This is a genomic window from Rhizobium sp. WSM1328 (assembly GCF_057653715.1).
This window is the reverse complement of record NZ_CM172788.1, coordinates 3,520,454-3,541,010: the sequence shown is the minus strand read 5'-3', so window position 1 is coordinate 3,541,010 and position 20,557 is coordinate 3,520,454. Positions and strand designations below refer to the sequence as shown.

At 61.4% G+C, this 20,557-nt stretch carries 24 protein-coding genes; 8 read left to right on the top strand and 16 right to left on the bottom strand.

The genetic code is table 11. From position 1 onward, the window contains the following. Window positions 1-67 precede the first annotated feature (67 nt). The 8 genes from AC2444_RS17785 to ruvC form a co-directional block, all read right to left on the bottom strand. On the bottom strand, window positions 68-631 hold the full coding sequence (locus AC2444_RS17785; RefSeq protein ID WP_012758868.1) for a DinB family protein: 564 nt from the start codon (window positions 629-631) through the stop codon (window positions 68-70). A gap of 90 nt (window positions 632-721) precedes the next feature. After that, entirely contained in the window at window positions 722-1,234 is a 513-nt protein-coding gene (locus tag AC2444_RS17780) for an NUDIX hydrolase (protein ID WP_012758867.1), read from the bottom strand. A 6-nt stretch (window positions 1,235-1,240) separates the two neighbouring features. Beyond that, entirely contained in the window at window positions 1,241-2,143 is a 903-nt protein-coding gene (locus AC2444_RS17775; RefSeq protein WP_012758866.1) for a metallophosphoesterase, read from the bottom strand. Beyond that, window positions 2,144-3,184, bottom strand: coding sequence for a Holliday junction branch migration DNA helicase RuvB (gene ruvB, locus AC2444_RS17770; RefSeq protein ID WP_003552548.1), 1,041 nt, complete (start codon window positions 3,182-3,184; stop codon window positions 2,144-2,146). 83 nt (window positions 3,185-3,267) lie between these two features. Continuing rightward, complete coding sequence (gene ruvA, locus AC2444_RS17765; protein WP_012758865.1) at window positions 3,268-3,882, bottom strand: Holliday junction branch migration protein RuvA; 615 nt, start codon at window positions 3,880-3,882, stop codon at window positions 3,268-3,270. Window positions 3,883-3,895: 13 nt separating this feature from the next. Beyond that, window positions 3,896-4,312 (bottom strand): type II toxin-antitoxin system VapC family toxin, encoded by a 417-nt coding sequence (locus AC2444_RS17760; protein ID WP_012758864.1) that lies wholly within the window; start codon window positions 4,310-4,312, stop codon window positions 3,896-3,898. Continuing rightward, window positions 4,293-4,556, bottom strand: a complete 264-nt coding sequence (locus AC2444_RS17755) for an AbrB/MazE/SpoVT family DNA-binding domain-containing protein (RefSeq protein ID WP_003552542.1) — start codon at window positions 4,554-4,556, stop codon at window positions 4,293-4,295. The genes AC2444_RS17760 and AC2444_RS17755 overlap by 20 nt, the downstream gene beginning before the upstream one ends. A 54-nt stretch (window positions 4,557-4,610) precedes the next feature. Beyond that, entirely contained in the window at window positions 4,611-5,120 is a 510-nt protein-coding gene (gene ruvC / locus AC2444_RS17750; RefSeq protein WP_003542749.1) for a crossover junction endodeoxyribonuclease RuvC, read from the bottom strand. 245 nt (window positions 5,121-5,365) lie between these two features. Here ruvC and AC2444_RS17745 point away from each other — a divergent pair, with 245 nt between their 5' ends. Both AC2444_RS17745 and AC2444_RS17740 read left to right on the top strand, forming a co-directional pair. Beyond that, window positions 5,366-7,681, top strand: a complete 2,316-nt coding sequence (locus tag AC2444_RS17745) for a methyl-accepting chemotaxis protein (protein ID WP_012758863.1) — start codon at window positions 5,366-5,368, stop codon at window positions 7,679-7,681. A gap of 125 nt (window positions 7,682-7,806) precedes the next feature. Next, window positions 7,807-8,808 carry an LLM class flavin-dependent oxidoreductase gene (locus AC2444_RS17740; protein ID WP_012758862.1) on the top strand — a complete coding sequence of 334 codons (1,002 nt, stop codon included), beginning with the start codon at window positions 7,807-7,809 and terminating at the stop codon, window positions 8,806-8,808. A gap of 84 nt (window positions 8,809-8,892) precedes the next feature. On the opposite strand, the gene AC2444_RS17735 is transcribed toward AC2444_RS17740, so the two are convergent. Then, window positions 8,893-9,639, bottom strand: coding sequence for a YebC/PmpR family DNA-binding transcriptional regulator (locus AC2444_RS17735; protein ID WP_012758861.1), 747 nt, complete (start codon window positions 9,637-9,639; stop codon window positions 8,893-8,895). Window positions 9,640-9,780: 141 nt separating this feature from the next. Here AC2444_RS17735 and AC2444_RS17730 point away from each other — a divergent pair, with 141 nt between their 5' ends. Then, complete coding sequence (locus tag AC2444_RS17730; RefSeq protein WP_012758860.1) at window positions 9,781-10,284, top strand: pyridoxamine 5'-phosphate oxidase family protein; 504 nt, start codon at window positions 9,781-9,783, stop codon at window positions 10,282-10,284. 137 nt (window positions 10,285-10,421) lie between these two features. On the opposite strand, the gene AC2444_RS17725 is transcribed toward AC2444_RS17730, so the two are convergent. The 7 genes from AC2444_RS17725 to AC2444_RS17695 form a co-directional block, all read right to left on the bottom strand. Then, window positions 10,422-11,267, bottom strand: a complete 846-nt coding sequence (locus AC2444_RS17725; RefSeq protein WP_128449227.1) for an MBL fold metallo-hydrolase — start codon at window positions 11,265-11,267, stop codon at window positions 10,422-10,424. Between the two features lie 140 nt (window positions 11,268-11,407). After that, complete coding sequence (locus AC2444_RS17720) at window positions 11,408-12,232, bottom strand: TIGR00282 family metallophosphoesterase (protein ID WP_003552528.1); 825 nt, start codon at window positions 12,230-12,232, stop codon at window positions 11,408-11,410. 3 nt (window positions 12,233-12,235) lie between these two features. Beyond that, window positions 12,236-12,823: a 5-formyltetrahydrofolate cyclo-ligase gene (locus AC2444_RS17715; RefSeq protein ID WP_012758858.1), complete on the bottom strand. Its 588-nt coding sequence runs from the start codon at window positions 12,821-12,823 to the stop codon at window positions 12,236-12,238. A gap of 117 nt (window positions 12,824-12,940) precedes the next feature. Continuing rightward, window positions 12,941-13,648 carry an AAA family ATPase gene (locus tag AC2444_RS17710; protein ID WP_012758857.1) on the bottom strand — a complete coding sequence of 236 codons (708 nt, stop codon included), beginning with the start codon at window positions 13,646-13,648 and terminating at the stop codon, window positions 12,941-12,943. 59 nt (window positions 13,649-13,707) lie between these two features. After that, complete coding sequence (locus tag AC2444_RS17705) at window positions 13,708-14,625, bottom strand: NAD-dependent epimerase/dehydratase family protein (protein WP_012758856.1); 918 nt, start codon at window positions 14,623-14,625, stop codon at window positions 13,708-13,710. Next, on the bottom strand, window positions 14,622-15,461 hold the full coding sequence (locus tag AC2444_RS17700) for a glycosyltransferase (RefSeq protein WP_012758855.1): 840 nt from the start codon (window positions 15,459-15,461) through the stop codon (window positions 14,622-14,624). The genes AC2444_RS17705 and AC2444_RS17700 overlap by 4 nt, the downstream gene beginning before the upstream one ends. A 142-nt stretch (window positions 15,462-15,603) precedes the next feature. Continuing rightward, entirely contained in the window at window positions 15,604-16,824 is a 1,221-nt protein-coding gene (locus AC2444_RS17695) for an NAD-dependent epimerase/dehydratase family protein (protein ID WP_012758854.1), read from the bottom strand. Window positions 16,825-16,965: 141 nt separating this feature from the next. Here AC2444_RS17695 and ybgC point away from each other — a divergent pair, with 141 nt between their 5' ends. The 5 genes from ybgC (at window position 16,966) to AC2444_RS17670 (ending at window position 20,552) form a co-directional block, all read left to right on the top strand. Beyond that, window positions 16,966-17,421 carry a tol-pal system-associated acyl-CoA thioesterase gene (gene ybgC / locus AC2444_RS17690; protein WP_012758853.1) on the top strand — a complete coding sequence of 152 codons (456 nt, stop codon included), beginning with the start codon at window positions 16,966-16,968 and terminating at the stop codon, window positions 17,419-17,421. A 375-nt stretch (window positions 17,422-17,796) separates the two neighbouring features. Beyond that, complete coding sequence (gene tolQ / locus AC2444_RS17685; protein WP_003552507.1) at window positions 17,797-18,516, top strand: protein TolQ; 720 nt, start codon at window positions 17,797-17,799, stop codon at window positions 18,514-18,516. An 18-nt stretch (window positions 18,517-18,534) separates the two neighbouring features. Then, window positions 18,535-18,990 (top strand): protein TolR, encoded by a 456-nt coding sequence (gene tolR / locus AC2444_RS17680; protein WP_003542730.1) that lies wholly within the window; start codon window positions 18,535-18,537, stop codon window positions 18,988-18,990. Between the two features lie 8 nt (window positions 18,991-18,998). Next, complete coding sequence (locus AC2444_RS17675; protein ID WP_012758852.1) at window positions 18,999-20,138, top strand: hypothetical protein; 1,140 nt, start codon at window positions 18,999-19,001, stop codon at window positions 20,136-20,138. Then, window positions 20,139-20,552, top strand: a complete 414-nt coding sequence (locus tag AC2444_RS17670; protein ID WP_017995084.1) for a TonB C-terminal domain-containing protein — start codon at window positions 20,139-20,141, stop codon at window positions 20,550-20,552. Window positions 20,553-20,557 lie beyond the last annotated feature (5 nt).

Sequence of the window (20,557 nt, the reverse complement as noted above, 5' to 3'; positions counted from 1 at the left end):
GCAGCGGTTTTGGGACCACGACAGGCATCAAATAGAGACTTAAAACACTCGCGGCCCGCAGGACGCGCTAACGCATCAGCGTTTCTTCGCTCCAGCCGAGCGTGGCGAGTTCGCCGCCACGGAACCGGGCATCGTCGGCAACGATGAATTCGTCGAGTTGCGGCGGAGCGACGCTGGTGCCGGAGAGCATCGCATGCACCTGCCCGCGATGATGGGTCTGATGCTGGAAGAGGTGGCCGAGCACGTCCTCCATCCGCTCTTCTTGAATGCGGTCGCCGCGATGGAGGCTGATGGTCGAGATGAGTCTCTCCGGCGTCAGGGCCTCGCAAAGTGCCGTCAGGCGCTGATCGACCTTCGCCTGCGCCTCTGTCAGCGAGGAAACGTCATCGAACGGTTCGTCGACCTCGAAGGCCTTGAGCCCGAGCGTGCCGCCTTCCAGGCCGTCGACATAGAACCAGTCGACCGTGATGATATGGTTCAAGGTTTCCTTGATCGAGGGGAAGAAACTGGTGCGCGGCGCTTCGAATTCGCTGGGCTTCAGTGTCGCGCAGGCCTGAAGCAGCCGGCGGTTGGCAAGGGCGTTGTTGTAGGCAAGTTTGCGAAATGGCCTGACAGGATCGAAGGTCGGCATCGGCGCATCTCCTCTTTAAAGGCTTTTGGCGACAGCACCGCCACCTTTTAAGGCGCGCAAAGGGCGCTGTAACACCTTGAATTGCCTGCGTCAGTCTTTGCCGTCGAGATCGCCGTCCCGCCAGACGAGATGACGCGGCACAACGGGAAGGGTTTCGATTTCATCGGCGATGAAATAGGGCGGGATGTCGAGTGCGGACAGGGCATTACGCGTTGCCGGCACCCATTTGAACTCGAGATGGTTGTCGCCGTCCTCGACCCGATGGATGATCTCGCCGGACAAGAAGGGGAATTCTGGCGGAATCTCCATCAGATAATAGAGGCCGAGTTCATGCCAGTCGCGCTGTTCGTAGCGGAAAAAATTCTCGACGATCCAGAGCAGGCGATGGACGGTCACCTCTACGCCCAGTTCCTCCACTATCTCCCGTTTCAGCGTTTGCTCCGACGTCTCGCCGATTTCCGCCCTGCCGCCCGGAAAGGTCCAGAAGGGCTCATGCACGGCGCGATGGACGAGCACGTGGCCGTCACGAAAGCCGAGGCCGGCGATGCGATAGTTGAAACGCTCAGCGCCCGCATTCAGGCGGATGAGAGTGCGCTTGGCCATGCCATTCTATCCAAGATCGATCACGACAATTTCCGGCGGCACGCCGAAGCGCACCGGCGCGATGGAGCAGCCGAGGCCACCGGAGACGATGATATTACGCCCCTCCTCGATCATATGACCATAGGCGTAGCGGTTGCCGTAGCGCGAGGGCACGATAGGCGAACGGCCGAGCAAACGGATCTGTCCGCCATGCGTGTGACCCGATAGCGTCAGCGACACACGCTCCGGCACGCGCGGAAAGATATCGGGTTCATGGGCAAGCAGGATGACCGGCGCATCGTCCGTCACCTGAGCCATCGTTCCCTCGAGATCGTCGAGGCCGAGCATCTGCGTGCGGCCCCACTTCCGGCCCGGCAGAAGCGCTAGCTGATCTTCGAGGCCTGCGAGCCAAAAGCCGCTGCCATCCTTTTCGAGCCGGACGGCGCGGTTGCCATAGACCGGGATGCCGACGTCGGCGAAGGCTCGGTGTCCGAATGTTTCCATCCCGCCGTTCTTCTGGGCGGTCCTGTCCTCCCACCAATCGTGGTTGCCCATGACCGCATGGACGCCGAGAGGGGCCTGCAAGGTGGCGAGCGCCTTCGACCATTGGCTCGAATGCACGTACTGCGTCACCATGTTCATGCCGGCGGCGTAATCGCCGAGCAGGACGGTGACGTCGCCTTCGAGTTCATTCGCCGTGTGGCAGATCGCGGCAATGCGGCTTGCCGACATCCAGGGTTCGCAGGCATGGAGATCGGCGAGCGCGACGACGCGTAGCTTGAGCCCTGGCGTCCATCCCGGCGGCGTCAGCTGGTAGCGGGTGATGGCGAGCCGCGCGAGCGGTTCATAAGCAAAGGCATAACCACCGAGCGACATGACGCCGGCGAAACCGCCGCCGAGAACCTTCAAAAATCCGCGGCGGGTGATCACTCAGTTGTCCTCCTGGAACAGCCGGAACTGCGCAGCCTCCATATCCTTTGGCGGTTGCATTCCCAGATGTTTCCACGCGATTGCGGTCAGAACACGGCCGCGTGGCGTGCGCTGAATGAAACCCTGCTGGATCATGTAGGGCTCGATGATGTCCTCGATCGCGTCGCGCGGCTCGGAAAGGCCGGCGGCAATGGTTTCGATGCCGACCGGGCCGCCGCCGAAATTGACCGCGATCATGTTGAGGTAACGTTTGTCGAGCTGGTCGAAGCCGACATTGTCGACCAGCAGGCGGGTCAGCGCCTCGTCGGCGATCTCGCGGGTGACGGCTTCTGCCCTTGCCACCTCGGCAAAGTCGCGCACGCGCCGCAACAGCCGGCCGGCGATGCGCGGAGTGCCACGGGCGCGTCTTGCGATCTCGCGGGCGCCCTCCTCGGTGATCGGCAGGTTCATCAGCCGCGCGCCGCGGCGCACGATCAGCTCCAGCTCCTCGACGGTATAGAAACTCAGGCGCACCGGAATGCCAAAGCGGTCGCGCAGCGGCGTCGTCAACAGGCCGAGGCGGGTTGTGGCCGCCACCAGCGTGAATTTCGACAGGTCGATCTTCACCGAGCGAGCGGCAGGGCCTTCCCCGATGATGAGGTCGAGCTGGAAATCTTCCATGGCCGGATAGAGGATTTCCTCGACGGCGGGATTGAGGCGATGGATTTCGTCGATGAAGAGCACGTCGCGCTCCTCGAGATTGGTGAGCAGGGCAGCGAGATCGCCGGCCTTGGCGATCACCGGGCCCGACGTCGAGCGAAAGTTGACGCCGAGCTCTTTGGCCATAATCTGCGCCAGCGTCGTCTTGCCGAGGCCGGGCGGACCGACGAAGAGCACATGGTCCAGCGCTTCGCCGCGGTTTTTCGCCGCCTCGATGAAGACCTTGAGATTGGCGCGCGCCTCCGCCTGGCCGGTGAACTCGTCCAGCGATTGCGGGCGCAACGTGATATCAAGGTCTTCGCCCCGCTTTTCCGGCGATATCAGGCGGGCGGGTTCGCTCATGCTCTCATTCCGTTTTGAATCCTGTCACACCAATACACCAAAAAACGGCTGCCTCGACATCCCATCATCGGTTTTGCGGCTTTTCACCGCGCCAGTTCCTTCAATCCCAGCCTGATCAGCTTGGCGCTGTCGGCGTTATCACCCGCCGTCTTCATTGCCGCGGCAACCGCATTGGCGGCCTGGTCGCGGGAATAGCCGAGGTTGGTCAATGCGGACACCGCATCGGCGACCGGTGCTGCCGCGACGCCTTCACCGAGTTCCTGCTTGAGAGCGATATTGATTGCTTCCCCGGCAAAGGCAGGCGCCCGGTTCTTGAGCTCGGTGACGAGGCGCATCGCCACTTTCGGACCGACGCCCGGCGCGCGGGAGACGGCAGTGCGGTCCTGCAGGGCGATCGCATTAGCCAGTTCGCCTGGGGTCAACGTCGAGAGCACGGCGAGCGCCACCTTGGCGCCGACGCCCTGGACGCTTTGGAGCAGGTTGAACCATTCCCGCTCTAGCGCGGTCATGAAGCCAAAGAGCTTCAACTGATCCTCGCGCACATAGGTCTCGATGAACAGCACGCAGGCCTCGCCAGCCGAGCCAAGCTTCGACAGGGTGCGGGCCGAGCAATGGGCGACGTAGCAGACGCCGTGCACATCGACGAGCACATAGTCTTCGCCGATCTCGTCTATGGTGCCTTTCAGCTTGCCGATCATGGGTCGCGGTCTCTCAAGGATGCGTTTCGGGAGAAATGATGTCCAACTCAGGGAAATAGGAGCGGTAGCGCGCGCCATCGCGCGTCAGAAGGCGGTGCGATCGAACGAGGGCGTGCGCCCCGATGAAAAAATCCGGCAGGGTGCGATCGCGCAGGCCGCCGTTTCTCCGGTACTGCGCGTGGGCCATGCCGGCCCGGTACGCGGCGGGAAACGGCAGGGCCTCGCGGATCAGGTTCAGCCGCGACAGGAGAAATGCAAGGGTTTCCTCGCGCGGGGTCATGCTTGCCAACTCCGCCCAGACGACCGGTGTCATGATGAATTGCGAATCCGGACGCAGTATGCTCAACGCCCGTGCGGACCATTCCCTGAAAGGATTATCCGGCCCGAAAATATCGATGAAGATGTTCGTATCAACGAGGACTGAGGTCATCACGTGGTCCCCTCAACCATTCCATGAATTCATCGGTCGTCATGCCGCTGGTGTCGAGGGTCCCGCTCATACTGCCGAGCCAGGATTCAAAATCGTCCTGTGATGGCTCTATCCTGCTGGATAGGACAACGAGGCGGGCACCCTTTTCATCGGCAACGAAATCCACCTCGGATCCCGGGCCGATCTTCAAACGGTCTCGGATGTCCTTGGGAATGGTCACCTGGCCTTTTTCCGTCACGCGCATGGTAATACCTCCGAGGTATTACTTATCATCGAATGGGAACAAGTCAAGAACAGATTAGCCAGCCAGCGCCTGCCGCATCCGGTTGCTGCCGCGATTATGCGCATGGCAGATGGCGATCGCCAGGGCGTCGGCGGCGTCGTTGCCCTTGAATTCGACCTTCGGCATCAGGATCTTCAACATCATGTGGATCTGCTGCTTTTCGCCATGGCCGACGCCGATGACGGCCTTCTTCACGGCGTTCGGGGCATATTCGGAGACCGGCAACCCGGCGCGCGCCGGCACCAGCATGGCGATGCCGCGGGCCTGGCCAAGCTTCAGGGTCGCCACCGCATCCTTGTTGACGAAGGTTTGCTCGACGGCGGCCTCATCCGGCTTATAGCTGTGGACGATCTCCGCCAGGCCGTCGTGCAATTGGCAAAGGCGGGAGGCAAGGTCCATGTCTCCATCGGAGGTCACGGTTCCGGATGCCACAAACCGCAGGGAATTGCCTGATGTCTCGATGATTCCCCAGCCGGTGCGGCGAAGACCGGGATCGATGCCGACGATGCGAATCGTATTTTGCATGGTTCAACCTATAGCGATTGCGAAATAACTGCCATCGATATGTGAACAAAACAAAAACATTCCTGGATTTCGGCCCCGCCATTTACCGCGAATTAAAACAGATGCCTGAATTCTAGTCACCGAATACGAGAGAGGCTGCTTTTCGCGAAGATTTAAGCCTCCGATGTTCTGTTTATAGGTCAGTTGATCAGGCATGCGCTGCGTGCCCGCGCTTGGCAGGCGCGTTCAGAAGGGGTTCGTCGTACATGGCTCGGAGATTTCAATCCCTTTCCTTTAAGGTCATCGCCACATTCATTCTGCTGACCGTGCTGTCGATCGCGGTCATCGATGTGCTTGCCTATTTCGCCAGCAGCCGCATTTCCGACGAGCAGGCGCTGAAGGCCAAGGAAAGCGTGCTGATCTTTCGCGGCGACATGCTGCAGGACCAGCTGACGCAGCTTGAAAACCAGGCCAACTCCATCGCGCGCATCGAGGCGCTGCAGATGTCGATCACCAACCTGAAGAGCGGCTGGAAGACCATCGAGAAGACCGCGGGCGATGCCCGTGCCGAGCTGAAGAAGGTTTTCATAGTAGGCAACCCCAACCCCGCCGACCAACGCGAGAAGCTCATCAAGCCGGAAGGGCCGAGCGGCTTTTATTATTCGAGCCACGAGAAGACGCAGGGTGAAGTTGCCCGCGACCTCGAGGATACCGCCTTCAGCGATCTGCTGATCGTCGATCTCGAAGGTACCGTGCTCTATTCCTATAAGAAGGAAGACGATTTCGCCGAAAACCTGAAGTCGGACGCCTGGAAGGCGACCGGTGCCGGCATCGCTTTCGCCAAGGCGATCGAGAATACCGCCAGGGCGACCGATGACGCCGCGCCGACAGGCTTTTCCGGCCTTCGCGTCGATGCCGGCAGCGGCAAGTCGGCGATCTTCTATGCCGTGCCGATCGTCAAGCTTGGAGCGGCCAAGGGCATCATTCTCTTCAAGGTGCGGGACGAGATCGTCACCGGCATCCTTGCCAAGGGCATCGTCCAGGGCAGCACGGCACGGGCGGCGATCGTCTCCGGCGATGGCTCCGCCGTCGGCCTCGACGCGAGCGGCAAGCTTGCAACGCTCGATGCGACACCCTTCACCTTCATCAAGAGCGCGCTTGCCAGTTCGGCGATGACGGTGGCCGACTTCGGCCGGACGGACGGCGCGGCCCGCGCCTATGTCCGCGGCATCGACTATCGCGGCGATCGCTTCCTCGTGGTCGAAAGCGTGCTTCTGAGCGAGCTTAATGCCGGCTCGATCGAGATCGCCACTCTGCTGACGATGATCGGCATCGGTGTGCTCGTCGTCATGGCGATCGCGACCGGCCTCATCACCAATTTCTTGTTTTCGCCGCTTGCACGGCTTGCCGGCGTCACCCGCGATGTCGCCGACGGCAAGCTCGACAGCGAGATCGGCAGCCTGAACCGCAAGGACGAGATCGGCACGATGGCCAACGCGCTCGACCGCTTCCGCCACTCGCTGATCGAAAGCCGCGAGCTCGAAGCCGCGAGCGAAGAGACGCGCCTGCAGGCCGAGCACGACCGCCAGCAGAATCTGGCCGAGCGTGAGGCCGAGGCGAAGACGCTGCAGCAGGTGGTCGAGGCGCTCGACGAGGGTCTGCATCATCTGGCGAATGGCGATCTCGCCTATCAGATCGATACCCGCTTCCCGAACGAGCTTGAAAGCCTGCGCGTCAATTTCAACGAGGCGCTGGCGACGCTCAGCGAAACCATGACGGCGATCGGCGGTAACTCGATGGCGGTGCGCGCCGGCTCCGAGGAGATGCGCACCGGTGCCGACGAACTTGCCGGGCGCACCGAGCGCCAGGCCGGCTCGATCACCGAGACCGCGAATGCGATCAGCGCCATCACCCAGTCGGTCCGCCAGCAGATCGCGCGGGCCGAACAGGCCGAGCGCATCGCCCGCGACGCCAAGAAGGAGACGACCGGCTCCGGCCAGATCATGCGCGAGACGATCGCGGCGATGGAGGCGATCCAGGCCTCCTCGCGCCAGATCAACACGATCATCTCGGTCATCGACGACATCGCCTTCCAGACCAACCTCCTGGCACTTAATGCAGGCGTCGAGGCGGCGCGCGCCGGTGAATCCGGCAAGGGCTTCGCCGTCGTCGCCATGGAAGTGCGCGAGCTGGCCCAGCGTTCGTCGAGTGCCGCAAAGGAAATCTCCAGCCTGCTGCAGAAATCGACGCATGAGGTCGAAAGCGGCGTTACGCTTGTGGAAAAAGCGGGCGTTGCGCTGACGGGCATCGGTGCCCATGTCGAGGCGATCAACGGGCAGATCAACGAGATCATGAGTGCGACCCGCGAGGAGGCCAATACGCTGCGCGAGATCAATAGCGCCGTTGCCGAACTCGACGCGATGACGCAGCAGAACGCCTCGATGGTCGAAGAGACGACGGCGGCGATCCACCGGCTGGCGACGGAAGCCCTGGAAATGGACCGCCAGCTCGGCAATTTCACGCTGCCGCCCGGCCACCACCAGCCGATCGCCGAGGTGCATGTGCTGCGCCGTCACCGATAAATTATCGCTTGTGACATTGCAGAAGGGTCGCGCTCGCGCGACCTTTTTGTTTGCGCGGATGGTTTGGAATGGCGCGGGCGCGAACCTACATAGACGGCATCGTTCAACTGCCCGGCAGGTTTCCCATGGTTCCCTTCTCCATACTCGACCTTTCCCCCGTTGCCGAAGGCAGCACCGTGCGCCAGTCCCTCGAGGCCTCGGCGCGGATGGCTCTAAAGGCCGAGGAATTTGGTTACAAGCGCTTCTGGCTTGCCGAACATCACGGCATGCCGGGGATCGCCAGTGCTGCCACATCAGTCGTCATCGGCCATGTCGGAGCTGCGACGAAGCGCATCCGCATCGGCTCCGGCGGCATCATGCTGCCCAATCATTCGCCACTGGTCATCGCCGAGCAGTTCGGCACGCTGGAGGCGCTCTTCCCCGGCCGCATCGATCTCGGCCTCGGGCGCGCGCCGGGAACGGATATGCGTACGGCACAGGCGCTGCGGCGTAATCTCGAGGCCGGTGCAAACAGCTTCCCGAACGACGTGGTGGAACTGCAGCAACTCCTCGATACGCCGGTCGAGAACCAGGCGATCCTCGCGGTTCCCGGCAATGGCTCGCATATCCCGATCTGGCTACTCGGCTCCAGTCTCTACAGCGCTCAGCTCGCCGGCATGCTGGGACTTCCCTATGCCTTCGCCTCGCATTTCGCGCCCGACATGCTGCTCGATGCGATCGCGATCTACCGCGACCGCTTCCAGCCCTCGGCGACGCTCGCCAAGCCGCATGTGATGGTCGGCGTGATGGGCGCGGTGGCGGCGACGGACGAGGAGGCACGCTATCATTTCACCTCTGCCCAGCAGCAGTTCGTCAATCTGCGCCGCAATGTCCGCGGGCCGTTCCCGCGTCCGGTGGCCGATATGGGGGACTTCTGGTCGCCGATGGAGAAGATGAATGTCGAACACACGCTGCGTTATGCCGTGGTAGGGTCGCCGAAGACGGCGGAGGCGAAACTGACGGAGTTTCTACAGGAAACGCAGACCGACGAGGTGATCATCTCGATGCCGATCCACGACATCGAGGCGCGGCTGACATCGGTGGAACTTTTCGCGGGGCTGGGAAATTTCATGCGAGCCGCCGCGTAAGGCGTCACTCTGACGCGCCACCTTTCCGGCAAGAAAAAACCCGGCGCTGCCGCCGGGTTTTTATTGGACACCTACCTGCGGAGATCAGGCCGAGAGCTTTGCCAGCACTTCTTCCGAGACCTCGAAGTTGGAATAGACGTTCTGAACGTCGTCATCATCTTCCAAGCTGTCGATAAGTTTCAGCAGCGACTGAGCTTTTTCCTCGTCTACCGGCACGTTGTTCTGGGCGCGCCAGACGGCCTTGACGGTTTCGGCTTCGCCGAGGCTCGATTCCAGCGCTTTCGCCACTTCGCCGAGGGCTTCGAAGCCGCAGGTGATGTAGTGGCCGTCTTCGTCGGTCTCGACGTCATCGGCGCCGGCTTCGATCGCGGCTTCCATCACCTTGTCGGCATCGCCGACGGAAAGCTTGTAGGTGATTTCGCCGACATGGTCGAAGGAGAAGGAAACAGAACCGGTTTCGCCGAGAGCGCCGCCGGCCTTGGTGAAGCTCGAGCGGACGTTGGAGGCGGTGCGGTTGCGATTGTCGGTCAGGGCCTCGACGATGATCGCCGTGCCGCCGGGGCCGTAGCCTTCGTAACGGACTGCGTCGTAGTTCTCGCCGTCGGCGCCGGCTGCCTTCTTGATGGCGCGGTCGATATTGTCCTTCGGCATGGACTGGGCCTTGGCGTTCTGGATCGCCAGGCGAAGGCGGGCGTTCATCGTCGGGTCGGGCAGGCCGGCCTTGGCGGCAACGGTGATTTCGCGCGCAAGCTTGGAGAACATTTTCGACCGCACGGCATCCTGACGGCCTTTGCGGTGCATGATGTTTTTAAACTGTGAATGGCCAGCCATGGCACCCCTGTTCACGTCTCATTGTTCGGAATGGGCCGCCTTATAAGAGCGAAACGGCACCCGTTCAAGGAAAAAGCAGTTCGGAACAAAGGCGAGGGGATGACGTTTCAACCGAACTCCATCCAACGGAAAGGAACGATCATGGCAAGTCTCAGCGAGGCGCAGGAACATCCAGCACGTCAGCTCTGGGATCAGGTCAACGATGTTCATGCCGGCATGCTCGGAATTTCCGGACTGGACATGCACATGCAGCCGATGGCGCCGCATGCCGATCCCACCACCAACACCATCTGGTTCTACACCAAGACCGACGCCGACATCGTGCGCGCCATCAAGCCCGGCAGCCGCGCGCATTTCTGCGTTATCGGCAAGGATCACGACTATCACGCCTGCCTCGCCGGTGTGATCGAGGTGCATCCTGACCCCTCCAAGATCGAGGAATATTGGAGTTCGATCGTCGCGGCCTGGTATGACGGCGGCAAGAAGGACCCCAAGCTCACCATGCTGTCCCTCCATGTCGACGATGCCGAGATCTGGGTTTCCACAGGCAACAAGCTGAAATTCGGCTGGGAGATCGCCAAAGCCAATCTCGACGACGACAAGATGCCGGATGTCGGCATCAAGCGTCACCTGCAGTTCGCTTGACGTGCAGTGCCCCTGCATAATTCGTTAAATCGGAATCGATTTAAGGATAAAATTATGCAGCAATTCAAAGTGCTACAGCGTCCTTTGCGCGCCTGAAAAGACGCGCGGCGCTGTAGAAGGAAAACCTCCGGGCCTTTTTACCGCAAACCCTTCATCACATAGATCAGCGGTTTTTTCGGCAGCGTGCGCATCGAGACGGTGATACTGTCATCGGGCGCATTGGCGACGTCGAAATCCTTGCCGAACATCGAGACGAAGGCTTCGACTGGCGGGCCGCGCCGGTGCATTGGTAGGATCAACGACGAGCGTAGCCGCTTGATGACGCGGCTCATGCTGTCGGCGCCCATCGTCAGGCCACCATCGACGGGGACCATGACAACGTCGAGGCGGCCGATCTCGGTATAATGGGCGTCCGTCAGCTCGTAATGCAGGTGGCCGAGATGGCCGATGCAGAGGCCGGCGATCTCGAAGATGAAGATGGAATTGCCGTTCTCATGCGCGCCGCCGAGGCCATAGCTGAAGCGGATATCCGTGGGGACGTTGCGGATATAAGCATCGCCGACGACGAGATTGATGTTGGCCTTCTCTCCCGAAACATCGCTCCACTCATGCAGCATGTGCTTGATGCCGGGATCGGGGGTCAGGGTGTAGTGGGTCGTGTGCGCCTTGTTCATGGTCACGACATCGGGCGGCGTCGCCGGCCGGTACCAGCCATTATAGTCGGTTGCGATAACGATGCCGCCGGGCGTATCGATCTCGAAGGTGGAGTGGCCGAGGAAGGTGAGTTTGACGTCCTCGCCCTCGGAGACGGCAGGCATCAGCGGCGGAGCGCCGGAAAAGCTTGCGAAGGTCACCTTGGGGATGGTTTGCGCGATCGCCTGGCACTGGCTGACCGGTGGCCGCTGCTCTTGTGCCCCGGCAAGATTCGGCGCGGCGAAGGTCGCAAGGCATGCGATAGCGAGGACAAGATATCGCGGCTTCATGCCACCCCTCCGGCGCTCTATCACTTTTAACCCTGAAATCGATCCGATTTCAGGGTTATGCGCGTGTGGCCGGAGGATGCGGCATGAGGTCGCATCGGTCCAGACGGATGATGCTCACAATTGCGTGTTGGTGGGGTGGGCTACCGCCAAAACTCCGGCACGGTCTCAGCCAGCCGCGGTCCGAGCCGGAGCGGTGCGATCTTTTCTGCAAGTCCTGTCGTATCCGAGATCTCCACGCCGACACCACAGATCGTCGCCGGTCCGTTCGCGGCTTCCATACGGCCCTTCGGCATCTTGGAGATGAAGCGGTTCAGCGGCTCCTCCTTGTCCATGCCGAGAGAGGAGTCGTAGTCGCCGCACATGCCGGCATCCGACATATAGGCGGTGCCGCCGTTCAGGATCTGTGCGTCGGCCGTCGGCACATGCGTGTGGGTGCCGACGACGAAGCTGGCGCGGCCGTCGACGAAATGGCCGAAACATTGCTTCTCGCTGGTCGCCTCCGCATGAAAATCGAAGATGATCGCATCGGCCTGTTCCTTCAGCGGGCAGGCGGCGAGGATGACCTCTGCCGATTTGAAGGGGTCGTCGAGTTCGGGATGCATGAAAACCCGGCCCATGACGTTGGCGACGAGCACGCGCGCACCATTCCTGGCATAGAAAAGACCGGATCCGCGGCCGGGCGTGCCTTGCGGATAGTTGGCGGGACGCAGGAACTGATCGTGCCGGCCGGCAAAAGCGACGGCTTCCTTCTGGTCCCAGACGTGATTGCCTGTCGTCACCACATCGGCGCCGGCATTGATCGTTTCCAGAAAAATGTCCTCGGTGATGCCGAAGCCGCCGGCGGCATTCTCGCCGTTGACGATGACGAAATCCAGCTTGAGGTCTGAAACCAGGCCGGGAAGACGGTCCCAGACCGCCGTGCGTCCCGTCTTGCCGACCATGTCACCCAGAAAAAGCAGCCGCATTCCCTATCCAATCCAAGAGGCAAAAAAGCGAAGGCCGCTTTCTGTCAGGATGGCATCCAGGCTTATGTCGTGCGGCTCAGCGGGCACATGTGCCACTTCCTGGCAGTCGAATGCAATGCCGATCAGCTTCGGATGCAGGCCTTTTTGCCTTAGCCGGCTGATGGCACGGTCGTAGTGGCCGGCGCCGTAGCCGATGCGGTGGCCGCGGGCATCGAAGGCCGAAAGCGGCACCAGCATGATCTCGGGGTCAAGAATGGCGGCATCGGCGCCGGGGCCGACCGTCCCGAAGCCGGTATCGACCAGCGGCGCACCTTCCGCCAGCTCGCGAAAGACGATGGTCTGCCGATCGAGGATCGCCGGCACGCAGAGCCGCGCCCCGCGCACGGCAAAGCGCGCCATCAGCGGCCTGAGATCGGCTTCCGAACGGATCGGCAGAAAGCCGGAGATGATCGTACCCAGTGCAAAACCGACGGCCTCGCCGGCATGTTCGGCCATTGCGAGACTTTTGGAGGCGCGTTTCTCGGCGGGGATGGCGTCGCGTGCGGACAGCCGTTCGTTGCGCAACTGCGCTTTCAATTCTCTAGAGGTCATTCGATCTGCCGGTTCTGAGATATTTACCCGAGCATAGACGGCTGGATGTCCGATGCAAATGCCGGATGCGACGGTATCACGCGCGTTTGACGCCTCGGCCGCCGGCGGCTGCGAGCGTCAGACGACGATGCTTGTCGGTATTGTCGCCGTGGCGATGGAGAAGCCTGCCATATCAGGAATGGCATTGGCTCCGGGCTGCCGGTCCTGCTGCCGCAACTCGCGCATCGCCTTGTCGAGCACTTGCTTGAGTTCGCGCACCACCGCCTTGAACTCTTCCATCGTTTCGCGATCATCGGCCGAAATGCCCGAGAATTTCGGGGCATCCTCGGCGACGCTCGCATAGGCGTTGCGGGCGTTGGTGGCGGCGTCCGGTTCCTGCGAGCCGGTCTCGCCGGCCGCAGTTTCTCCTGCGGTATCCGTCAGCGCCGCATCGGCCCCGCTGATTGCGACGGCCGCTGCACCCGTGGTTGCATCCATCGAAACCGCTGTTGCCGGGCTGCCGGTCGCGACTGATGATGCGAATTCGGAGGCGGCGGTGCCGACCTTGCGCGCCAGTTCGGCGGCCAGACGGGCGACCACCTCAGGAGCCATGTTGGAGCTGCGCAGCATCTCCAACTGCTGCTTTGCCTCTTCGAGCTTGCGTTGCGCCTTCGCCTTGGCCTCGTCTCCCGAGTTCGCCAAGGTCTGGCGCATCTGCTGCAGCGCCTGGGTGGCGCGTTGCAGCTTCAGCACGCCTTGATCGGTCTCGCTTCCGGCGGCTGAAATGGCTGCCGTCGAAGACGTGCCGCGCAAGATGATGGAGGCAGACGTGGTTGCGACCTGCATGGACAATCCCCCGATTTTTGATTCGGGCCCCCGATTGCAATTCGGGGCATTCTGCAACGTCAGGCTTGCGTGGACCTGTGTCTTGGGGATTTAGGCAGCGCAGCGGCCAGCTGCTGCATCGTCTCCTCGAATAGAGGCGCTCCGCCGGGTGCCCAGCCGAGCGTGCGGATTTTAGCAGTGCTCATGGGATTGAGTGCGGCCCTGTCGGGAGGGGGCGGCAGCGCGTGCCGACAGCCCGTCTCGCGACGGATGGGTGAAAGGATATCGCGCGTGTCGACCGAGATGTCCGAGACGTTGAAGACCTCGCCGGAGATGCGGGTGCTTTCCGTTTCCAGCATCAGCCTCACCGCCCGACCGAGGTCGCGGCCGTGAACTTCCGTTCCCCGACGGGCAACAACCGGCCGGCCGGCGAGGTAATCGGCGATGAGGCCGTCCCATTTGTTCGGCGAGAGATCGCCATAGACGCCGGTTGCCCTCAGGCTGACGCCGGCAAAACCCGGCGTGGAGAGGTGGTCAAGCGCGCGTTCGGCATCGAGCTTGACCTGGCCGTAAAGTGTTTCGGGCTTGGCCAGCATCGTCTCCGTCAGTTCGGTTCCCTCGGGATGTTCGCCATAGGCGGCGCGGCTGGACAGAAAGACGCAGCGGCGTGTGCCGGCGCGTTTGGCAGCTTCGAAAAGCCGGACGGTGCCGTCGAGGTTCAACCTGTGGAAGGTCTTCGGATCGTCGCCCTCGCCGCCACGATATTTGCCCGGAACATGGCTGAAGGCGGCGTGGACGAAGAAATAGGCGTCGTCGAAGACGTCGATCTGATCCTTGTCGGGGTCGAGCGAAAGCGCTGCGAACTCGACCGGGCGGGAGAAGAGGCGCGGCAGCGGCGCGCGGCGCCCGCCGACGATCACCTGATATCCGGCGGCCAGCAGTTCCTCGACGACATACCGGCCGACGAGACCCGTTCCACCCGATACCAGTACCTTCATGCTGTCCCTTCCGGATTGTCCAGCGCCGTGATCTCAGGCACATCGCCGCCATCGTGGAAACGGTGCCACAGATCGATCAAAGGTTGTAGTCGCGCTGCCTTGGGATGATCCTTTTCCCACGGTTTTTCATACTGGTAATGCAGGATCGAAATGCTCTTCCAGTCCCAAAGGTCCGGCATGGTGAACCATACATATTGCAGCATGTTGAAATAAACCGGCAGGCCGTGCCAATCCGGGAAGAACGTCTCGAGAAAGGTCTGATCGGTGCGCCGCCAGAAGGCGTCCGGCCTGTCGAGCCTTTCGAGCATGTGCCGGAATGTGTCATGCGAGGGCGTGGCGACGAAGACGCCGGAATTCATGCGGCGGAAGTCGGCGAGGCTTTCGTAGACATTGGGGGCGGCGGAAAATTCCGGATAGAGGAAGAGCCTGTCGACGTTCTTCAGCACGAGGGCGTCGGCATCGATGAAGACGCAGCGCTGGTATTCGACGAGCTGCCAGAGCCTGAGTTTGCAGAAATTGTCGAGCGGCGAATGGAAATCCGGCTTGCGGCCCTTGGTGAAAGGGGCTGCCGAATGGAGCTGGCCACGCGCATGGCGTTCGTTGAAGGCCGCAGACAGCGGCAGGTGCTCGACCTCAATCAGGCGGCAGTCGAGCGCCTTCAGGGGCACGAGTGCGGCTGCATCGACGCCGCCGGTGTGGAGAATGATGATGTCAGCCCCGGTGCCGGTTCGGCGCAGGGAGCGGGCAAGTGCAGTCGCGCCCATGGCATAGTCGGCATTGGTGACAAGGGTGACGTAGGCGAAGCGATGAGGCGTTTGCGTGGTTACGTTCGCCATTGCCGCACTTCCTTGTTCCTGTCCTTGGTCAGGCCCAAGGACAGGGCAGAGGGGGGCTCACACTGTATGCCCTCTCCTTCCCACATAAACTGACTTGGTAAGGGAGTCTCTATGGAGCCTTCCATTATGAACACGCCCGCGCTCACGAGACGGATTTCAGCCGCTTGCCTTCCGGATCGTGATTGATCGTCGCGGCGATGTCCTTAGTCCAGGCGGAGACGGCCGGAACGCGCGCGCGGTCGACGCGATAGGCGAATTTCTTGGCGACGTCGACGATTTCGCCGAGCAGGCCTGCTTCCAGCGTGATCGGCTCGAGGCCGAGATCGCGGAACTTTTCGTTCCGGACGATCAGCTCGTTCTCGGCGGCTTCCTTGCGCGGGTTGGGCAGCCAGGCAATCTTGGCGCCGCTCATCCTGGCGATCATCTCGGCGAGGTCGCGCACCCGGTGGGTTTCGGTCATCTGGTTGAAGATCTCGACGCGGGCGCCGCGGGCCGGCGGGTTTTTCAGCGCCAGCTCGATGCAGCGCACCGAATCCTGGATGTGGATGAAGGCGCGGGTCTGGCCGCCGGTACCGTGCACCGTCAACGGATAGCCGATCGCCGCCTGGATGAGAAAGCGGTTGAGCACCGTGCCGTAGTCGCCGTCATAGTCGAAACGGTTGATCAGCTGCGCATGGCGGCGCGTCTGCTCGGTATGCGTGCCCCAGACGATGCCCTGGTGCAGGTCGGTGACCCTCAGGCCGTCATTCCTAGCATAGAACTGGAAGAGAAGCTGATCCAGGCACTTGGTCATGTGATAGATCGAGCCGGGATTGGAGGGGTAGAGGATCTCCTGGTTGACCGTCTCGCCGCCTGCGGTTTCGATGCCGACCGGCAGGTAACCTTCGGGAATCGCGGCGCCGACCGTCGAATAGCCGTAGACGCCCATGGTGCCGAGATGGATGAGATGGGCATCGAGATTGAGTTCCGTCAGCGCGTTCAGCAGGTTGTGCGTGGCGCTGACATTGTTGTTGACGGTGTAGTTCTTGTGGCGGTCGCTCTTCATCGAATAGGGCGCGGCCCGCTGCTCGGCGAAATGGATGACGGCATCCGGGCGATGTTCGGAAAGCCAGTTCTTCAGGAGTTCGTAATCCTTGGCGAGATCGATCAGATTGAAGTGGATGCGGCGTCCGGTTTCGGCATGCCAGATGCGGGTGCGCTCCTGGATCGAATCCATCGGAGTCAGCGACTGAACGCCGAGTTCGGTGTCGATCCAGCGGCGCGAGAGATTGTCGAGGATATGGATGTCGTGCCCGGCATCGGAGAGATGCAGCGACGTTGGCCAGCCAATGAAACCGTCTCCGCCCATAACCGCAATCTTCATCGCATCGTCTCCTGATTGGTCGCTCGTTGTCGGGAATAGTTAGGAATTGTGACAGTTATTCAATGCTTGCCTGCCGGGCATTCAATGCTTGCCTGCCGGGAAGCGTTGCGCCAAAGAGGGCACCTCAGTTTGGAGAAAATTATGACGGAACGCCCTTTTTCCATTTCGGGAGAGCTGACGGAGGCCGGACACCGGCTCGTGCAGCGGGTCTATTATGAAGATACGGACTTTTCCGGCCTGGTCTATCACGCCCGCTACCTGCATTTCCTGGAGCGTGGCCGTACCGATTATCTGCGCTGCCTCGGCGTTGAGCAGCGCGAGCTCGTCAGCGCCGACGAGGAGGGGCTGGTTTTCGTCGTCCACCGCATGGAGATCGACTTCAAGAGCCCGGCGCGCATGGACGATGTGCTGACGATCCTGACGCATACGGAAAAAGCCGGCGGCGCCAAGATGGTGCTCAATCAGCAGATCCGCTCGGGCGAGACGCTGCTGATCGCCGCCAAGGTGATCATCGCCGTCATCAACGCCCGGGGGCGACCGAGGCGGCTACCGGAAACATTGGCGGTGAAATTCCTGGAGGGCAGCACGCCGTTGTAGTCAGAATCGCCTGAAATTCAGGTCTTGTCAGAACTTGAGTTTTATGTGAAGGAATTCTCGCGCCGCAGGATGAGCGCTCTTTCGGCAGCCGGACCTTGCTCCGGTCAAGTAATCCATGGAACGAAATCTTCCAAACACAGGCTTACTGTCACAGTCCGGCACTAACGATCTATTAACCATAATAGTGTCTTACTGGGAAAGTCAGAGTTTGTGCGGTGCACGCCTTCCTTTGACCAAATTTGACGGCAAGAAGGCGGAAGATGAGCTTGGAAGTTTGACCAGGGCTTTGGGCGGCGGCCGCCGGACACTTCTTGCGAGATCAGTTTGTGCCGCCCGGTCTAGCGCCGGGCGTTTGGATTCGGGGATTTTGGACCAATGGAACAAGTAGGATTGGCAGCAGCAACGACGGACGTCAGCCTCTGGTCGCTTTTCATGCAGGCCGGCATTGTCGTCAAGCTCGTCATGCTCGGGCTCATCGCAGCCTCGGTATGGACGTGGGCGATCGTCATCGACAAATACCTTGCCTATGGCCGCGCGCGGCGCCAGTTCGACAAGTTCGAGCAGGTGTTCTGGTCGGGCCAGTCGCTGGAAGAACTCTATCGCTCGCTGTCGGAACGCAGCAATACCGGGCTGGCGGCAATCTTCGTGGCCGCGATGCGCGAGTGGAAGAAATCCTTCGAACGCGGCGCCCGCTCGCCGATCGGCCTGCAGATGCGTATCGATCGTGCGATGGACGTGACGCTCGCCCGTGAAACCGAATTTCTCGGCGCCCGCCTTGGATCGCTCGCGACCATCGGCTCGGCCGGGCCGTTCATCGGTCTCTTCGGCACGGTCGTCGGCATCATGACTTCGTTCCAGGCGATCGCCGGTTCGAAGTCGACCAACCTTGCGGTGGTTGCGCCCGGTATCGCCGAAGCGCTGCTTGCCACCGCGATCGGCCTCGTCGCCGCTATCCCGGCAGTTATCGCCTATAACAAGTTCTCTGCCGATGCCGGCAAGCTTTCGGGCCGCATGGAAGGTTTCGCGGATGAATTCTCCGCCATACTTTCGCGCCAGATCGACGAGAAACTGCAGCCGCGCGCTGCCGCTCAGTAACCAACGGAGTATTCTGACATGGGTATGGCTGTTGGAGGCAATGGCGGCGGGGGCGGCGGACGCCGCCGTCGTGGCGGTCGGAACAGGGCCGTAATTTCCGAAATCAACGTGACGCCGCTCGTCGACGTCATGCTGGTGCTTTTGATCATCTTCATGGTCGCGGCACCGATGATGACCGTCGGCGTGCCGATCGACCTGCCGGAAACGCAGGCCAAGGCGCTGAATTCCGAGACACAGCCGATCACCATTTCCGTCAAGAATGACGGCGAGGTGTTCCTGCAGGAAACGCCGATCCCGGCCGCGGAGATCGCCGCCAAGCTCGAGGCGATCGCCACGACCGGCTATAACGAACGTATCTTCGTGCGCGGCGATGCGACCGCGCCTTATGGCGTCATCGCCGATGTCATGGCCCGTATTCAGGGCGCAGGCTTCAAGAATATCGGCCTCGTGACGCAGCAGAAGAAGGACCAATAGCGCGCAAAATGAAGGCCAGTGTCATCACATCTGCTGTTTTGCACGGCCTGGTGCTCACCTGGGCGATGGTATCGCTCGGCGCTCCGGAATCCTTCAAGGTAGAGGATTTCGAGGCGATGCCGGTCGATCTGGTGCCGGTGGAATCCATTACCCAGATGCAGCAAGGCGACAAGAAGGCTCCGAAGAAGGAGATTTCCGCGCCCGTGCCGACGACGCGGCCGCCGATCGCGCAACCGGCGGAGAACGCCGGAGACAACAATGTCGACCTGAAGACGCCGCCGGTGCCGAACGCCAAGCCGAGCAATAGCGAAGCTGCCGCGGCGAATTCGAGCGAAAAGCCGATGCCGAAGACCGATCCGAAGCCGAATGATGTCAAGGACATCGTCAAGGAGGAAACGGAAGTCGAGCAGCCGAAAGAAGTGGCTTCCATTCCGCCGCCGAAGCCCGTCGAAGTGACGCCGCCGAAGCCGGAGGAAAAACCGCCGGAAGAGCAGGCCAAGCCGGAGGAACCGCCGAAGCCCGACGCCGAGGCGTTGCCGGACAATGTGCCGACCCCAGTCGCCAAGCCACAGGTAAAGCCGCCGGAACCGCAGAAGCCCGCCGAAAAGCCTCCGGAAAAGACCCCGGACCAGCCGAAGACCGCCGACGTGCCGACCGACAAGAAGAAGGCGGACAAGAAGCAGGAAACGGCGAAATCTGCTTCGGCGATGAAGAGCGACTTCAATGCCGACGAGGTTGCGGCGTTGCTGAACAAGACCGACCCTTCCGCTGGCGGCGCCAAGCGTTCGACGCAGGAGGCATCGCTCGGTGCGAAGAAGAGCAACGGTGGTTCCAAGCTCAGCCAGAGCGAAGAAGATGCGGTGCGCGGCTTGATCGAGGGCAATTGGCTTGTCACCCCGGGGATGGAAGGCCTTTCCGGCATGGTCATCAAGGTGCACATGAAACTCGACAAGGATGGTAATATTATTGGTCAGCCAGAAGTCGAATCATCGGGCGGCAGTAGCAGCGATGCCACACGCCGTGCGTTGGAAGGCGGGGCCTATAGAGCTGTCATGAAGTCCGCCCCTTTCTCGATGCTTCCGAAGGACAAGTATGAGGCTTGGAATGAGTTCGACCTGAATTTCGATCCGAGTTCTATGGGAATCTAGATGCTGACGGATCTGTCCCATGGCAACAAGTCTTTTGCAGCCGCCAGCATGCTTGGAGCGATTCTGGCTTGTGCGCCTGAGGCGTTAGCACAGTCGGTCGACGCGGCGACCTACAAGAAGTCAGCCATGGATTTACAGCACGCAATTGCTTCCTCCTTCAATGTTCCTCCCGGGCAGGCGAGGGGCGGCAGAGTTGTGATCACCGTCCATCTGCGGCTCGACAAGAATGGGGCGATCGTTGGTTCACCCGAGGTAACAGCCTCGGGCGGCAAAGAAGCTGCTCGAGAAGGCCTGTCGGCTGCGGCTCTCCGGGCGGTACAGCGCTCGTCGCCATTCCCGATGCCCCCGAAAGAAAAATACGAATCCTGGAACGAGGTCGTCCTGCACTTTGAATCCGGCGATCCGACTCCATAGATGCT

What these genes read in the sequence shown, in the direction of transcription:
- AC2444_RS17780 (WP_012758867.1), bottom strand. Translation starts at nt 1,234, where the DNA reads ATGGCCAAGCGCACTCTCATCCGCCTGAATGCGGGCGCTGAGCGTTTC.
- ybgC (WP_012758853.1), top strand. Translation starts at nt 16,966, where the DNA reads ATGACGGAACGCCCTTTTTCCATTTCGGGAGAGCTGACGGAGGCCGGA.
- AC2444_RS17785 (WP_012758868.1), bottom strand. Translation starts at nt 631, where the DNA reads ATGCCGACCTTCGATCCTGTCAGGCCATTTCGCAAACTTGCCTACAAC.
- tolR (WP_003542730.1), top strand. Translation starts at nt 18,535, where the DNA reads ATGGGTATGGCTGTTGGAGGCAATGGCGGCGGGGGCGGCGGACGCCGC.
- AC2444_RS17760 (WP_012758864.1), bottom strand. Translation starts at nt 4,312, where the DNA reads ATGACCTCAGTCCTCGTTGATACGAACATCTTCATCGATATTTTCGGG.
- AC2444_RS17740 (WP_012758862.1), top strand. Translation starts at nt 7,807, where the DNA reads ATGGTTCCCTTCTCCATACTCGACCTTTCCCCCGTTGCCGAAGGCAGC.
- AC2444_RS17745 (WP_012758863.1), top strand. Translation starts at nt 5,366, where the DNA reads ATGGCTCGGAGATTTCAATCCCTTTCCTTTAAGGTCATCGCCACATTC.
- AC2444_RS17725 (WP_128449227.1), bottom strand. Translation starts at nt 11,267, where the DNA reads ATGAAGCCGCGATATCTTGTCCTCGCTATCGCATGCCTTGCGACCTTC.
- AC2444_RS17755 (WP_003552542.1), bottom strand. Translation starts at nt 4,556, where the DNA reads ATGCGCGTGACGGAAAAAGGCCAGGTGACCATTCCCAAGGACATCCGA.
- ruvC (WP_003542749.1), bottom strand. Translation starts at nt 5,120, where the DNA reads ATGCAAAATACGATTCGCATCGTCGGCATCGATCCCGGTCTTCGCCGC.
- AC2444_RS17730 (WP_012758860.1), top strand. Translation starts at nt 9,781, where the DNA reads ATGGCAAGTCTCAGCGAGGCGCAGGAACATCCAGCACGTCAGCTCTGG.
- AC2444_RS17695 (WP_012758854.1), bottom strand. Translation starts at nt 16,824, where the DNA reads ATGAAGATTGCGGTTATGGGCGGAGACGGTTTCATTGGCTGGCCAACG.
- AC2444_RS17675 (WP_012758852.1), top strand. Translation starts at nt 18,999, where the DNA reads ATGAAGGCCAGTGTCATCACATCTGCTGTTTTGCACGGCCTGGTGCTC.
- AC2444_RS17710 (WP_012758857.1), bottom strand. Translation starts at nt 13,648, where the DNA reads ATGCAGGTCGCAACCACGTCTGCCTCCATCATCTTGCGCGGCACGTCT.
- ruvB (WP_003552548.1), bottom strand. Translation starts at nt 3,184, where the DNA reads ATGAGCGAACCCGCCCGCCTGATATCGCCGGAAAAGCGGGGCGAAGAC.
- AC2444_RS17715 (WP_012758858.1), bottom strand. Translation starts at nt 12,823, where the DNA reads ATGACCTCTAGAGAATTGAAAGCGCAGTTGCGCAACGAACGGCTGTCC.
- AC2444_RS17700 (WP_012758855.1), bottom strand. Translation starts at nt 15,461, where the DNA reads ATGGCGAACGTAACCACGCAAACGCCTCATCGCTTCGCCTACGTCACC.
- AC2444_RS17720 (WP_003552528.1), bottom strand. Translation starts at nt 12,232, where the DNA reads ATGCGGCTGCTTTTTCTGGGTGACATGGTCGGCAAGACGGGACGCACG.
- tolQ (WP_003552507.1), top strand. Translation starts at nt 17,797, where the DNA reads ATGGAACAAGTAGGATTGGCAGCAGCAACGACGGACGTCAGCCTCTGG.
- AC2444_RS17735 (WP_012758861.1), bottom strand. Translation starts at nt 9,639, where the DNA reads ATGGCTGGCCATTCACAGTTTAAAAACATCATGCACCGCAAAGGCCGT.
- ruvA (WP_012758865.1), bottom strand. Translation starts at nt 3,882, where the DNA reads ATGATCGGCAAGCTGAAAGGCACCATAGACGAGATCGGCGAAGACTAT.
- AC2444_RS17705 (WP_012758856.1), bottom strand. Translation starts at nt 14,625, where the DNA reads ATGAAGGTACTGGTATCGGGTGGAACGGGTCTCGTCGGCCGGTATGTC.
- AC2444_RS17670 (WP_017995084.1), top strand. Translation starts at nt 20,139, where the DNA reads ATGCTGACGGATCTGTCCCATGGCAACAAGTCTTTTGCAGCCGCCAGC.